The sequence below is a fragment of the Bradyrhizobium jicamae genome (assembly GCF_018130215.1).
Taxonomy (GTDB): Bacteria; Pseudomonadota; Alphaproteobacteria; order Rhizobiales; family Xanthobacteraceae; genus Bradyrhizobium; species Bradyrhizobium jicamae_A.
The window spans coordinates 488476-501841 of sequence record NZ_JAFCKQ010000002.1 but is presented as its reverse complement, the minus strand read 5'-3'; the positions used below and the strand labels follow the sequence as shown (position 1 = coordinate 501841).

13 protein-coding genes are annotated in these 13366 nt (G+C 64.3%); 5 read left to right on the top strand and 8 right to left on the bottom strand.

Annotated elements, in window-relative coordinates:
- Positions 1-10: 10 nt before the first annotated feature.
- The 5 genes from JQ586_RS05315 to JQ586_RS05295 all read right to left on the bottom strand — a co-directional run bounded on the left by JQ586_RS05315 (position 11) and on the right by JQ586_RS05295 (position 5063).
- Positions 11-505: an aromatic-ring-hydroxylating dioxygenase subunit beta gene (locus tag JQ586_RS05315; RefSeq protein ID WP_212393430.1), complete on the bottom strand. Its 495-nt coding sequence runs from the start codon at positions 503-505 to the stop codon at positions 11-13.
- A complete protein-coding gene (locus JQ586_RS05310; RefSeq protein WP_212393429.1) occupies positions 505-1764 on the bottom strand; it encodes a Rieske 2Fe-2S domain-containing protein in 1260 nt (419 codons plus the stop codon). The genes JQ586_RS05315 and JQ586_RS05310 overlap by 1 nt, the downstream gene beginning before the upstream one ends.
- A gap of 169 nt (positions 1765-1933) precedes the next feature.
- Entirely contained in the window at positions 1934-2443 is a 510-nt protein-coding gene (locus JQ586_RS05305) for a hypothetical protein (protein ID WP_212393428.1), read from the bottom strand.
- Positions 2440-3510, bottom strand: coding sequence for a phosphotransferase family protein (locus tag JQ586_RS05300; RefSeq protein ID WP_212393427.1), 1071 nt, complete (start codon positions 3508-3510; stop codon positions 2440-2442). The genes JQ586_RS05305 and JQ586_RS05300 overlap by 4 nt, the downstream gene beginning before the upstream one ends.
- Positions 3510-5063, bottom strand: a complete 1554-nt coding sequence (locus tag JQ586_RS05295; protein ID WP_212393426.1) for a long-chain fatty acid--CoA ligase — start codon at positions 5061-5063, stop codon at positions 3510-3512. The genes JQ586_RS05300 and JQ586_RS05295 overlap by 1 nt, the downstream gene beginning before the upstream one ends.
- A 198-nt stretch (positions 5064-5261) precedes the next feature.
- Between JQ586_RS05295 and JQ586_RS05290 the strand changes: the two genes are divergently transcribed.
- The 5 genes from JQ586_RS05290 to JQ586_RS05270 all read left to right on the top strand — a co-directional run bounded on the left by JQ586_RS05290 (position 5262) and on the right by JQ586_RS05270 (position 10488).
- Entirely contained in the window at positions 5262-6485 is a 1224-nt protein-coding gene (locus tag JQ586_RS05290) for an ABC transporter substrate-binding protein (RefSeq protein WP_212393425.1), read from the top strand.
- Positions 6486-6537: 52 nt separating this feature from the next.
- On the top strand, positions 6538-7653 hold the full coding sequence (locus JQ586_RS05285; RefSeq protein WP_212393424.1) for a hypothetical protein: 1116 nt from the start codon (positions 6538-6540) through the stop codon (positions 7651-7653).
- Positions 7650-8567 (top strand): acyl-CoA thioesterase domain-containing protein, encoded by a 918-nt coding sequence (locus tag JQ586_RS05280; RefSeq protein WP_212393423.1) that lies wholly within the window; start codon positions 7650-7652, stop codon positions 8565-8567. Before JQ586_RS05285 ends, JQ586_RS05280 begins: the two co-directional genes overlap by 4 nt.
- Positions 8568-8771: 204 nt before the next feature.
- Positions 8772-9005 (top strand): hypothetical protein, encoded by a 234-nt coding sequence (locus JQ586_RS05275; protein WP_212393422.1) that lies wholly within the window; start codon positions 8772-8774, stop codon positions 9003-9005.
- A gap of 307 nt (positions 9006-9312) precedes the next feature.
- Complete coding sequence (locus JQ586_RS05270; protein ID WP_212393595.1) at positions 9313-10488, top strand: PepSY domain-containing protein; 1176 nt, start codon at positions 9313-9315, stop codon at positions 10486-10488.
- Positions 10489-10504: 16 nt separating this feature from the next.
- On the opposite strand, the gene JQ586_RS05265 is transcribed toward JQ586_RS05270, so the two are convergent.
- The 3 genes from JQ586_RS05265 to JQ586_RS05255 all read right to left on the bottom strand — a co-directional run bounded on the left by JQ586_RS05265 (position 10505) and on the right by JQ586_RS05255 (position 13181).
- The gene (locus JQ586_RS05265; protein WP_212393421.1) at positions 10505-11362 is read right to left on the bottom strand and encodes a transporter substrate-binding domain-containing protein; all 858 of its coding nucleotides are present in this window, start codon (positions 11360-11362) and stop codon (positions 10505-10507) included.
- Positions 11363-11425: 63 nt separating this feature from the next.
- Complete coding sequence (locus tag JQ586_RS05260) at positions 11426-12556, bottom strand: saccharopine dehydrogenase family protein (RefSeq protein WP_212393420.1); 1131 nt, start codon at positions 12554-12556, stop codon at positions 11426-11428.
- A gap of 184 nt (positions 12557-12740) precedes the next feature.
- Positions 12741-13181, bottom strand: coding sequence for an Lrp/AsnC family transcriptional regulator (locus JQ586_RS05255; RefSeq protein ID WP_212393419.1), 441 nt, complete (start codon positions 13179-13181; stop codon positions 12741-12743).
- Positions 13182-13366: the final 185 nt, after the last annotated feature.

Sequence of the window (13366 nt, the reverse complement as noted above, 5' to 3'; positions counted from 1 at the left end):
TGATCGCTCCCTAGACCAGGAATGACATCGTGTAGATCGCCTTGTCGTTGTTGACGAGGACGACCTTCTTGTAGGCCATCCGCAACTCGCCATCGACACGGCGCAGGCGGTATTCGTTGCGCGCCGCCCAAAGCGTATCGTCGCGCAGGCTCGACTCGAAAATCAGGCTGTTGCTGGCGACCGCGATGTCGCCACCCGGCTGCTCGTCCATCAACTCGATGTTGGAGACGAGGCGGCGCAGGTTCGACTGCGGCGTCTGGGTGAAGTGCTTGCCGGTCATCAGCTGGCGGACGCGCAGCGCGATCCGCGAGCGGTTGTCGTAGATGATCGACATCTGCCGCTCGGGATCGATATCGGCGCCGTTTGCAGGCACCCAGTAGACGCCGTCGTCGGTCCAGAGCCTCTCCCAGGCCTCGTACTGATGCTCGTCCTGCAGCCGCGCTTCGCGATAGAGGAAGGCGGTGACCGTGCTCATCAGCGCAGCGCTGCTCTCGGGCGACAGCATCAGGCCGGCTCCATCAGCTTGCGATAGTGGGTCCAGATGCCGCGCGACGGCACCTCGTCGGTGACGTGGCCAACCGTGTATCCGAGTTCGTCCCGCCGCTCGCGCTTCTCGCCGCGGCCAAGGAATATCCATTCCGGATTGCGGGCCAGCACGCCGCGATGGCAGCGCTCGTACATCTCGGAATCATCCGCGAGCAGGAAGCCGGCCGGACCGACCGAGCCCATCGTCTGCTGGCGCAGCCGGCGGTTCAGATCGGGCGCGCCCTTGAACTGCAGGGCGGTGACGTGCTGCACGCTGTCGTCGACGCCGAGCGGCTGGATCACGAACATCTGGATCTCGGCGATGAACAGGTTCGGGAAGATCATCACATGCGGCGTGCCGTCGATCATGATCTCGCGCGCCGCTGTGTCGCCGTAAGCCGCCTTCATCCGCGCCGCATAGTCCGGCAGCCGTTCCTCGCTGGTGCCGAACCAGCTCAAGGGTGCGCCGCGCTTGCGGAACTCCGGCCGCAGGTCGATCTCGGTATGGCCGTTGCCATAACAGCGGGTCAGCGCGGTCGAGGCACCGCCATAGAGCTTGCCGATCATGCTGTCGGCGACGCCAAAGATCGAGGTGTGCACGAAGGCCGGGTGATAGCCGTCGCACTCGTTCTCCAGGATGAATTTCCAGTTTGCCTTGACGCGATGCTTGAGGAAGCCCGCGGTGATCTCGACCTCGCCCTCGGGCGAGGTGCGCACCAGTCGGTCGATGGTCTCGGCGGCGCCGCCGAGATGCTCCTCGAGCGTCGGCCCGTCGGCGGCGAACGAGCCAAACACGAAGCCGCGATAGGTGGCGACGCGCGTCACGCGGCCGAGCGCGAGCTGGGACTTGTCCTGCCCCTCATAGCCGTCGGGGAAGGCATAACCGACAAGGCGGCCGTCATTGGCGAAGGTCCAGGAGTGGAACGGACAGGTGAAGGAGCGCGCATTGCCGCGCTCATAGGAGCAGACCTGGTTGCCGCGATGCGAGCAGCGGTTGAGCAGGAGGTTGACCTTGCCCTGCTCGTCGCGCGTCATGATGATGGACTGCGGGCCGATCGACTTGACGACATAGTCGTTGGCGTTGGGCACCTCGCTCTCGTGCCCGACATAGACCCAGGTGCGGTACCAGATGTTCGCGAGCTCCGCCTCGAAGATGGCGGGATCGGTGTAGAGCGAGCCGTGTACCCGGTCAGGCCGGATCAGGCGCTCCCATGGCGAGACACCGGTCATCATGTTCATCGCTCCGCCTCCCTCGCTGGCCATTCCATCGACGTCGCTTCGAGTCATTTTATAATAATCCGGACAACCGTTCGGTAAATAGCACGTTCGCGATAGACCGGCAAGCATCTTCAACCAAGCCGGCTGATCGCAAGCGTAAGGTCTGCGAGGATCCCCCGCGAGGCGAATCTCAGCCCGGAGTTGCTGCCTTGTCGCCGTCGCCGCCGGCGATCTGCTGCAGCATCGACTTCGGCGTCGTTGCGAGCTCCACCTTGAGCTGGTCGCAGATCGAGCCCCGCAGCAGCCGCTCGATCTCGCTCGCCGCAAGCGGATTATCCGCGCGGACGCCCTCGCCTGTCGCCCACAACAGCAACTGCCCGAGCAGCCGATCGCCATCGTCCCGCAAGCCCTCGATGTGAGCGGCATCGACGATGTCACCCTCGATACGCGGCGCCGCGGGAATCTCCGGATGAGCCATCCCGTCCGCCAGTCGTCTGACCGCAGCGAATGCATCGTCCTGGACCCGCACCTGCTGCAGCAGCGGTCCGGCCTTCCAGTCCGCGGCGAGCTTCAGCCCATTCAGTGCGAAGATCACCGAGAACACCTGGCCTCGGATGAAGTCATCTGCGTTGTTCGGCAGGACATGGGCCTGCAACGCTTCGATGATGCCGTCGATCTGCCGTTCGTAAGACGTGCTCATGCGGCGGCCTCCAGCGCGCGTTCGAAAGCGCGTATGATCGACGGCATCTGGCTCGCCATGACTGCCATCCGCATATCGTTGAATCGATCGACCTCGAAAGCGCGCACTGCGCACATCTGGATCGCCGCGGCCTGATACAAGGCAAACGCCTCATAGAATGCGAGGCTCCGCGCCGAGACCGTGATCCCCGACGCGCGCTGATAGAGATCGATCACTTCGGCGCGCTCGATCACGCCATAGAGCTTTCGGCTCCTGGCGTTGAAGGTCGGCATGAGCGCCCAAGCCAGATCCTCATGGGGGTCGCCGACATGGGTGAGCTCCCAATCGAGGATCGCGACTATCGTGCCGTCGCGTTCGATGAAGTTTCCGATCCGGTAGTCGCCATGCACGATCGTGCGGCGCGGCGGCAACGGGCAATTGTCCTGCAGCCATTTGCCGCCCCAATCGAGCAGCGGATAGTAGCGCGCGGTCGGACGCGCCAGCGAGGCTCGCCAGGCTGCGACAGCGCCGACCTCGGCGCGTTCGTCGCTTTTGTCCGGTCGCGTCGCCAACGGCGTCGCGCGCGCGTCGATCCGATGCAGCTTGCCCAGGATGCTCAGGAACTGCAGGGCGATCGCGCGCTTGTGGCCGTCGGCAAGCATGCTCGCGGCCCAGGGCGCGGGAACGGCGCCTTCGATGTGCTCGCAGATGAAGAAAGGATGACCGATCTCCGCGCCGCCCTGTTCGAACGCGACCAGGGCAGGAACCGGCACACCAGTCCCGGCCAGCGACTGCAGCGCATGGACCTGGGGCTGCACCGAATAGGGCGCGAACAGTCCATTCGGCGGGCCGACGCGCAGGATCAGCATGCGATCAGCGCCGGATGCCGAGCGGGCCTCGAAGCCGAACGTGATCCAGGAGAAGCCCGACGACTTGCGCGAGAAATGAGTTATCTCGGTCCGGTGTCCGGATGTCCGCGTGAGATATCGGCCGAGCGCGGCGCGCACCGTATCGTCGTCCACGGTATCGGGACCGCGCACGGGCCCAGGGGCCGGCGAGCCGTCGGTTCGGGTTGTGGCGTCCTGCATCAGTTGACCGACCTCGCATAGCCGCGCCACTTCTCCTCGCGCAGCGCCGACTTCATGATCTTGCCCGAGCCGGTCAGCGGTAGCGGCTCGAGGCGGATATCGACTGACCGCGGGCATTTGTAGCCGGCGATAAGGTTGCGGCAGTGCGCAATGATCGTTTCCGCATCAAGCGTCGCGCCATCCTTCGGCACGACGATCGCGTGGACCGCCTCTCCCCATTGCGGATCGGGAACAGCGATGACCGCGCATTCCCTGACATGCTCGTGCTGGAAGATAGCGTTTTCGACCTCACCCGAATAGACGTTCTCGCCGCCGGACACGATCATGTCCTTCAGGCGGTCGACGATATAGACGAAGCCGTCCTCATCCATCCACGCCCCGTCGCCGGTGTGCAGCCATCCGTTGCGCAGCACGCGCGCGGTCTCCTCGGGCTTGCGCCAATACCCCAGCATAACGCCGGCGCCGCGGATCGCGATCTCGCCGACCGTGCCGCGCGGCACTTCGCTGCCGGCGGCATCGACGACGCGGACCTCGACACCCGGAGCCGCACGCCCCGCCGATTTGCGCTTTCCCGCCAGCGGTCCTTCCAGCGCGTGATATTCCCACGGCAGGATCGTTGCCAGCGCCGCGCTCTCGGTCATGCCGTAACCCTGGTGGAAGCGCCAGCCCGGCAGCACCTTCATCAGCTTGACCAGCAGCGCGTCGGGCATCGGCGACGCACCATATTCGCAATCCTTGACGCTGCTGAGATCAAAGCTCCCGAACGACGGGTGATTGAGCATCATGTTGAGCATGGTCGGCACGAACAGGCAGTAATCCACCCTGTGCTCGGCAATCGTCTTCATCGCCAGTTCGGGCTCGAACTTCGGTATGGTCACATGGGTGCCGCCGACCAGGGTCAGCGCAATCATCGGCGAGGTCCCTGCCAGATGGAACATCCCGGCCGAATGCAGATAGCGCGTGTCCTCCCTGAAGCGCAGGGCGTAGATCCAGACCAGTGATTCATAGACGATGTTGGCGTGCGACAGCATCACGCCCTTGGGGAATCCCGTGGTACCGCCGGTGTAGAAGATGCCGGCCAGATCATTGTAGGCACCGGAGGCATCCTCGATCGGCCCGTGCTCCATCAGCGCGTCGTAGCTCTGCATACCGTCCGGCACCGCCCCTTCGTCCAGGTAAACGATCGCGGAGAGCGATTTCGCAGTCTTCAGTCCGGCTGCGACGTCGGCGAAGGTCCTGTCGGCCAACAGCAGCTTCGGCGTGGAGTCGTCGATCGCATAGGCGTTTTCCGCGACCGCCCAGCGGGTGTTGAGCGGCACCGCGACTGCGCCAGCCCAGGCGATCGCGTAGAGCGCCTCGATATAGAGATCGCTGTTGTGGGCAAGGATGGCGACGCGATCGCCGGCCTCCACACCAAGCCGGCGCAGCCCGCCGGCGGCGCGCGCCACGCGCCGGCCAATCTCGGCCCAGGTCCTCGACCGCCCCGCGTGGATCGTGCCCGGCGAATTCCTGCGCAGTTGCACCGCCGAAATGAGAGCCTGCGTCAGCTTCATGTTTCCTCCTCGACACTTACGGCGGCCGATGCACGCGGATTTTCCGTCTCGCCGCGGCCGTTTGATCTCGATCCGGAGAAATCAGTTGATAATCCGAACGGACGGTCTATTATTACACAGCCGTTGCGAGGGGTAAAGCCTCTGGAGGCGCCATCGCCGGATCAGCGAGCCCCGCGAAGAGGGCCATTGGGAGGCACGATGCGAAAGCCGATTGTGACATTTGCGGTGTGGGCGTTCGCGCTCGCGACTGGCCTTGGCGCGGCACGCGCCGAGAAAGCCTACGGTCCGGGTGTGACGGATACCGAGATCACGCTGGGCGCCAACGCGCCTTACAGCGGCCCGGCCTCGATCTATGCGAGCTTCCCGAAGACCATGCTGGCCTATTTCGCGATGCTGAACGAGAAGGGCGGCATCAACGGCCGCCACATCAATCTCCTCACCCGTGACGACGCCTACAGCCCGCCGAAGACGGTGGAGGTGACACGCGCGCTGGTCGAGAACGACAAGGTTCTCGCGATCATGGCGCCGTTCGGCACACCGACCAACGCGGCGATCCAGAAATATCTCAACACCAATGGTGTGCCGCAGCTTCTGGTACAGAGCGGCGGCACGCGCTGGAACGACCCCAAGCAGTTCCCCTGGACGACGCCCTACTCGCCGACTTACGTCAACGAATCCCGGATCATCGCTCGCTACGTCTTGCGCGAGAAGCCCGACGCGAAAATCGGCGTGCTGCTGCAAGCCGACGATATCGGCAAGGATTTCGTGCTCGGCCTGAAGGAAGGGTTGGGCGCCAAGGCCGACGCGATGATCGTCAAGGAGGCGACATACCAGTCGACCGAGCCCACGATCGACTCGCAGATCGTCAACCTGAAGGCATCGGGCGCCGACACCGTGCTGATCGCGGCGCAGAACAAGTTCGCCTCGATGGCGATCCGCAAGATCCACGAGCTCGGATGGAAGCCGCTGATCTTCCTCGGCTCGACGGCGAATTCGATCGCCGGCGTGCTGGTGCCGGCCGGGCTCGAGGCCTCCACCGGCATCCTGACCACGACGTCCTACAAGACGCCGAACGATCCCGAATGGGCGAATGACAAGGGCATGACCGACTATCTCGCTTTCGTCGCGAAGTATCTGCCGGGCATGGACCCGAACGACGTGATCGCAGTGACCGGCTACACCACCGCGCAGCTCGGCGCGATCATCCTGCAACGCTGCGGCGACGACCTCACGCGGGAAAACGTGCTGAAGCAGGCCACCAATCTGAGCGGCATCGCGCTGCCGATGCTGCTTCCCGGCATCACCATCCAGACCACGCCACAGGACTACGCGGCGATTACCGAACGCCGCTTTGCGCGGTTCGACGGCAAGACCTGGGTGTTGTTCGGCGACATCGTGGGCGCCGGGCCCGCCAAGGACTGACCCAAAAAACACAGCGCACTGACCGAGGCGGCTCGACAAAAGGACAAGAACAATGCTGACAGCCCAGGACGATTTGATCGGCCATCAGACGCCGCGGACCTTTGCCGAAGCAGGCGGTGGCGACATCCGCTTCACCGAGCGCTACTGGTATACTGCGCACCCGATCGACGGAACCGAGCTCTTGATCGATATCGGGCTCGGCTATTATCCCAACCGCAACGTCATGGACGGATTTGCCGGCGTGACCGTCGGCCGCCGCCAGCACAATTTCCGCGCCTCGCGCCGGCTCGGCACACGGCCACTGGAGACCGCCGTTGGCAGCCTCAGGATCGAGATCATCGAGGGGATGAGCTTGCACCGGCTGTCGCTGGCCGATAATCCGTCGGGGATCAGCTTCCAGCTCGAGTTCAAGGCGAGCTTTCCGGCGGCTCAGGAGAAGCAGAACTATCGCGAGCGCAACGGCGTCGTCGAGGAGGACCTCGCGCGCGTCGCGCAGTTCGGCCGCTGGCGCGGATGGATCGCTGTCGACGGGCGGCGCTACGAGGTCACGCCCGAGACGTGGTGGGGGCAGCGCGACCGTTCCTGGGGCCTGCGTTCCGAAATGCGCACAGACGAGGCGCGGCCGCCGGTGGCGACCCACCGCAGTTTCCTCTGGACCTGGTCGATGTTCCAGTTCGAGCGGTCGGCGCTGTCGGTTTTCCTCAAGGAGCGCGCGCCCGGAAAAGCTCACTACCTCTCCGGAATTGAATTCCGCCGTGAAGCCGACGGATCGGTTTCACACCGCGAGGTGACCTCGGTCGAGCACAAGATCGAATGGGCCGATGATCCGCTCGGCCAGACCATTGCGGTGGCCGACTACACATTCGGCTTCGATCGCGGCGACCCGCGTCACGTCAGGATGCATGGTTTGCCGACGCGGTTCTATCTCAAGGCCGGAATGTATGGCGGGTTGCAGGGCTGGACCCACGGCGACGATCGCGGCGAGAGCGATGCCGCGCACGACGTCTGGAACCTCGATGATGCGGCGACGCGCAGGATCGCGCGCACGCTGTCGGACCATGTGGTCCGGCTCGAGAGCGGCAGCGAGACCGGCTTTGGCATCAGCGAATATGGCGTGGCCGCCGGCTATCCGCTGTATCCGGGGCCGCAGAAATTCCCGGCCCTGTGACCGACGTCATGGCGGCGGACGTGACGGCCTGCGATCCGTGGGACGGCGCGGATGTCGCCGCGCTGGTGTCGCTCGAGCCGGTCGCGCGGCTTCGCTATCGCAGCCGCTTCGGTGACGCCAATCTCAACGGACGGTCCTACGGCGGCCAGATCCTCGGGCAGGCCATGATGGCGGCAACGCTCAGCGCCCCCGAGGCTCGGCCGGCGGCGATGCTGCAGCTGCTGTTCCTGCGCGGTGCTGATCCCGACCAGCGCATCACCTTCGACGTCCAGGCGCTCCAGGACGGCAAGCGGTTCTCTTCGCGCCACGTCATTGGCACCCAGGATGACGGACGCACGATCCTGAGTGCGCAGGCCACCTTTTGCGCGCCGCAACCGGGACCGCGACACGCGGCACCGTTCGCACCGTCGGAGGATCCCGATCGCCTGCCGGATCTGACCATGATCCCCGAGGCACTGATGGCACAGCTACGGCCGCTCGGTCCCTACTCCCGGCACATCAAGCCCTGCATGGACTTTCGAATCCCGGAGGTCGAGCGCCAGCTGTCGGCTGCGACCGCGCAACCGCGGCTGCGATTCTGGCTGAAAAGCCGGCAGCCGCTCGCTGCGCACTCCCACGCGCAGGCCGCCGTTTTCGCCTATCTCTCGGACTGGTGGCTCAACTTCTCCAGCGTCGGCAACCATCTCCGTGCTCTGCAGTCCCGCGAGCCGCTCTATCTGTCGAGCCTCAACCATTGCATCTGGTTTCACCGCGCATTCTCCCCGGATGCATGGATGCACGTGGAATCCGAAAGCCCCTGCGCCGATGGCGGCCGAGGCCTGTCGATCGCGCGTATCCATGATCGTGACGGAGCGATGCTCGCCACGGCGATCCAGGAAACCCTGATGGTGCATCCAGACGGCGAAGCGACATAAGATGCTCCGCCAAGCAGGGGTGATCAGACGCTCACTTTCGCGCGTCCGCGTTCTCAAGGTTCCGTCGAGTGTTGAATCCCGGCAACACTTCACGACAAAATGCACGATCGGTCACATTGCCCATCTTGAATCACGACTGTGCCGCATCCCGGTTCAATCCTGCCCGCGGTGGGTCGCAGGCAATTGATTTGGGGAAATGGCTTCATGCAGCAGGGACCGTCGGGCGCACGGAGCGCGGAATCGTCTGGATTTATTTTCTACTTCCAGTTTGCCAGCAATGGCACGAGACGCGCGTGCAGTCTGACGATCCAGGCGGACAGTGCCAACGAGGCCGCGAAGATCTTTCGCGAGAACTGGACGGCGATCGAAACGATGGCGCGCGAGGGGGTGAGCGCGGGAACGATCGGCTCGCGGACGGTCATCCTCGCGGCCAATTGACACGCGTCGGTCGCCGACGCGCCTGGAATTGTTCTCGTTTGACACGTCGGCGCTAGTGCCTTTTCACGGGGCGTGCCGACGAATTCTACGCATGCGTCGCGCAGATGGATACGCGCACTGTGACGCATGACTGCGCTACTGCTTAGAGGGATTCAATTCCGAGGCGGTTCTTTTCGTCATCCGCGGCTGCTAGAGGCGCGATCGCGAACGAAATGCATTGACCTGGAATCGAGAAGTGACTGCCTACACTGATGGCCGGCCTGCCGGAGACCATCGAAATCCAGCCGACAAGGGTCGGCCCCATCTTCTGATCTGTGCGCTGTTGCAGGTCCATTCCATCGCCGGCCTGGCGCTGGCGCTGCTGTGGGCCGTGGTGGGCCTCACCGGCGCGACGATGAGTTTTGAGGACGAGATCCAGGCCAGCCTCAACCGCGACCTGACGCATGTCGACGCCAGCGCGGCGCAGCGGCTCTCGCCGGACGAGCTGGTCGCGCGGGTCGAGGCGGCCGGCGACTTCGGCAAGGTGTCAGCGGTGACGATGCCGGCCGATCCGACTGCAGCTGTGCGCATCCGCTTTACCCGCAGCGAGGGCGGCGCGCAGCCGTCATCGGTCTATGCGGATCCCTATAACGGGCACGTGCTCGGCTCGCCGCGCGGCGAGGATTTCTTCGCCACTGTCCGCAAGCTGCATCGCTGGCTGCTGCTGCCGGGCGACGGCAATGGCTACGGCCGCACCATCACCGGGACCGCCGCGATCTGCCTGATCCTGATGCTCATGTCAGGCATGGTGCTGCGCTGGCCACACCGCGCCACCAGTGTGAAGGTGTGGCTGAAGCCGAATCTTTCGCTGCGCGGCCGCGGACTGCACCGATCGCTGCATGCCGTGATCGGCACCTGGGTGCTGCCGGTCTATCTGGTGATAACGCTGACCGGCCTGACTTATTCGTTCGAATGGTACAAGGACGGCGCGAAATGGCTGCTGGCGCGCCCCTCGCCATCGGCCGCACCGATGCAGCCGAAAGCGCCGCGCGGCGTCGCAGGCGCAAGGACCGATATCGCTGACGCCGCCAAACCGCTCGGCTTCGATCGCGTCTGGGCCACCTTCCTGCGCGAACAGGGCGACCGTTACGCACGGGCACTCCTGACGCTGCCGGCCGGCGCAGGCACGGTGGTGCGTGTCCGCTCCTGGCCGCGCGGCGGTTCGCTCGACACCGCGCGCGACGAATTCCGCATCGATGCCGCAACCGGCCGCCTGATATCCGCGGATCTCTATTACGACAGGACGTTCGGTGAGCGCATCCTCGCCAGCGTGCTCGATATCCACCGCGGTGCCATCCTCGGATGGCCGGGCAAGCTCGCCTTCATGCTGGCAGCCGCGCTGATGCCGCTGTTCGCGGCAACCGGCCTCTTGCTCCATTTGTCGCGCCGCCGGCATCGCCGCGTGGCGGCTCCGCCGGTCGGGCACCTGGTCCCGGGTGAGTGAAGCACGCCGCGCGCGCCTAGAACTGGAGCCCCGGCGGAATGTCCTGCTCCTGAATACCAACCAGCGACAGGCTGGAGATGATCCATTCGCGCAACGCGCCGAGCGAGCGATTGTATTCCAGCCAGTTGTCGACATAGGTCCGGAAGCGGGAATCGAGGTCGACGCGAACGCCACAGCAGGTCGGCTGAGATGAGACCGGCGTCGGGATGGAGACCTTGCCGAGCCGCGGGTTCTTCTTGACCGTGACGAGGGACAACATCGCGACCTGTATCAGGCAATCCGCCCGCCCGGACTGCAAGGACAGCACGGCATCGTCGGGAGTCCTGAGGGCGACCAGCGTCGCCTTGGGGATGGTTCGTCGCGCGAACAGATCGTGGGTCGAGCCGATGTCCACCGCAACGCGCATCTCGGGCTTGTTGAGATCCTCCCACGACCTTGCGGCAAAGTCCGGCTTGGCGATGATCGTGAAGGTGTTGTTCATGATCGGCCGCGTGAATTCGACGACCAACGCGCGTGACGGCGTCGGACTGAGACCGAACATGATATCGATCTTGTTGGCCTGGAGATCGAGCACCGAGTTGCCCCAGGTCGATTCGATGATCTCGACCTCCGCCTCGAGCGCCTTGGCGAGGTCGGTTGCCATGCTGACGCAAAAGCCGGACCACTGCCCGGTGGCGAGATCCTTGTGATAATAGGGCTCGGTCCCGACGATCCCCGCGATGCGCAGCTTTTTCGTCCGTCGGATCTGCGCGAATGTGCTTTCGCCGGGTGCCGGTGCGTTGTCCGCGACGGCCTGCGATCCGGCCGAATCGGCAATGATTGCGGCTGCGGCGCCGAGCCCGACCAGCGATCCGATTTGACGACGAGTAACCATAGTCCCCCCAAATTGAAATGGCTGTGCCGGGATCAGACCTGATCCCGGCTCTCCGAAGCGGCGCTAGGCGGCGGCCCGCTTGCTTGCCAACCCTACAAGATCGCTCGTCTCGGAACTACGGGCTTCCTTGACCAGACGGCTGCCTGCACGCGTCGAGAGGAAGTTGGACAGGCTCGCGTCCTCCTGCCGCACGAATCCCCTGTCCGGCAGCTTGCCCAGCAGGAAAAGCTCGACCATCGCGACGCAGCCCGCCGCTGTCGTGAGCTGGATCGCCCCGAGTTCCGGCCTTCCGTCATAGCGAAGCACGATGCTGTCTTCTTCGGTGCGGCCGTTGCGCTCGCCGACACCGGTCACGAAGATCACCACGACATCCCTGCGCGTGAACGGTGCGGCACGATCGAGGATTCGGCGCATCGTATCGCGGTCACCGGCAAGCTCGAGGCCCTGCAGGAGCAGCTTCATGATTTCGGCATGACCGGGATAGCGCAGAGTCTTGTAGCTCATGTCCCGTACCTTGCCGGCCAGCGTCTCGGTGAGAGTGCCGAGACCACCCGAGGTATTGAAGGCCTCGTAGGCCACGCCGTCGATCATGACACTGTCGACCCCCTCGAGCGGCGGTACCAGGACCGGCCTGCCATCAAGGATGATTTCGCACGGATTGCAGTATTCGTTGATCAGGCCGTCGACGGACCAGGTTACGTTGTAGCGGAGCGCATTGGTCGGGTAGAGCGGCAGCGCGCCGACTCGCATCTTGATGGTCTTCACGGTCTCGAAGCGGGCCGCCATGTCGGCACCAAGCACGCAGATGAAGCCGGGCGCAAGGCCGCATTGCGGGACCAGCGCGACCTCGGCGCTTGCGGCTATCTCCCTGATATAGGCCGTCGTCGCAACGTCCTCGGTGAGGTCGAAGTAATGCGTGCCGGTTTCGACCGCGACCCTTGCGATACCGTTGTTGAGGAAATACGGACAGGCACTGACGACGATGTCCTGCCCGGCGAGGAAGACGCGCAGCGCGTCATGGTCCGCGGCGTCCACCACCCTGGTCGGGATCGCCGGTCCGGCATTCGAGGCAAGTCTCGCTCGAGACGCATCCGCCAACGTGACCCGGTGGCCCTGCGCCGCCAGCATCCCGGCGATGACTGCGCCGATCTGGCCCGCGCCGAGTACAGCGATGTTTTTCTGCAAGCCGGCCATTGCAAGAACCTCTCGTGAAGCAGCCAGGAGGCCCATCGCTCCTTTCTCGATAGTCGCGGCGCATAGTCGCGGCATAAATATCCAAAGCGCCGGCTATAGGAATAATATTGTGACATTCCGCAGTGAAACACTGCGACTCGAAGGCAAACCGGATTTCGTGACCAGCCGCGCCGGCCGCCCGCGTCTACCTTTCGAACTTCCTGGCGAGCAGAATGGACGAGGTGGTGCGCCTGACGCCGTCCATCTCGGCGATCCAGTCAATGACCTCGTCGAGATGGGCCGACGTGGCGCAGCTCAGCCTCACAAAGAGATCGAACGGACCGCTCAGGGTGTAGCAATTGACGACTTCGGTCCTCTTGCGCAGCGCTGCGATGACGCCTCCTTGCTGCTTGACCTCGAGCTCGATCAGGATGATCGCCGAAATGGTCGTGCCGTGGTCTTCCTTGCCCAACACGGTCGTGTAGCCGGCGATCGTACCGTCCCGCTCCAGTCTTGCTATTCGCCCCTGCGCCGTGGCGCGGGACACGCCAAGCACCTTGGCAATCTCGGATACGGACGTACGCGCGTTGGCGGTCAGGATGTTGATCAGAGCCTGGTCCTTCCTGGCATCAACCGGCCGCGCCATTTCCCCTCCAAATCGCCATTAAGGTACAAAATGATGGGAAATTATTGACGTTTCGTCAAAAAAGTCCAGTGTTGACCGCGTGGACGGGCCTGTCCCTCGACCGAAAGCGGCGCTACTGAGCTGACATCAGGATCCATCAGCCAAGAGGGCCTACTCGTGACCGTCGCGTCCAGCAAGCAAGCACC

Bases quoted from the DNA above. Each gene is read 5' to 3' on its own strand.
- JQ586_RS05255 (WP_212393419.1), bottom strand. From the start codon at position 13,181: ATGGCGCGGCCGGTTGATGCCAGGAAGGACCAGGCTCTGATCAACATC.
- JQ586_RS05310 (WP_212393429.1), bottom strand. From the start codon at position 1,764: ATGAACATGATGACCGGTGTCTCGCCATGGGAGCGCCTGATCCGGCCT.
- JQ586_RS05260 (WP_212393420.1), bottom strand. From the start codon at position 12,556: ATGGCCGGCTTGCAGAAAAACATCGCTGTACTCGGCGCGGGCCAGATC.
- JQ586_RS05315 (WP_212393430.1), bottom strand. From the start codon at position 505: ATGCTGTCGCCCGAGAGCAGCGCTGCGCTGATGAGCACGGTCACCGCC.
- JQ586_RS05285 (WP_212393424.1), top strand. From the start codon at position 6,538: ATGCTGACAGCCCAGGACGATTTGATCGGCCATCAGACGCCGCGGACC.
- JQ586_RS05300 (WP_212393427.1), bottom strand. From the start codon at position 3,510: ATGCAGGACGCCACAACCCGAACCGACGGCTCGCCGGCCCCTGGGCCC.
- JQ586_RS05265 (WP_212393421.1), bottom strand. From the start codon at position 11,362: ATGGTTACTCGTCGTCAAATCGGATCGCTGGTCGGGCTCGGCGCCGCA.
- JQ586_RS05275 (WP_212393422.1), top strand. From the start codon at position 8,772: ATGCAGCAGGGACCGTCGGGCGCACGGAGCGCGGAATCGTCTGGATTT.
- JQ586_RS05290 (WP_212393425.1), top strand. From the start codon at position 5,262: ATGCGAAAGCCGATTGTGACATTTGCGGTGTGGGCGTTCGCGCTCGCG.
- JQ586_RS05295 (WP_212393426.1), bottom strand. From the start codon at position 5,063: ATGAAGCTGACGCAGGCTCTCATTTCGGCGGTGCAACTGCGCAGGAAT.
- JQ586_RS05305 (WP_212393428.1), bottom strand. From the start codon at position 2,443: ATGAGCACGTCTTACGAACGGCAGATCGACGGCATCATCGAAGCGTTG.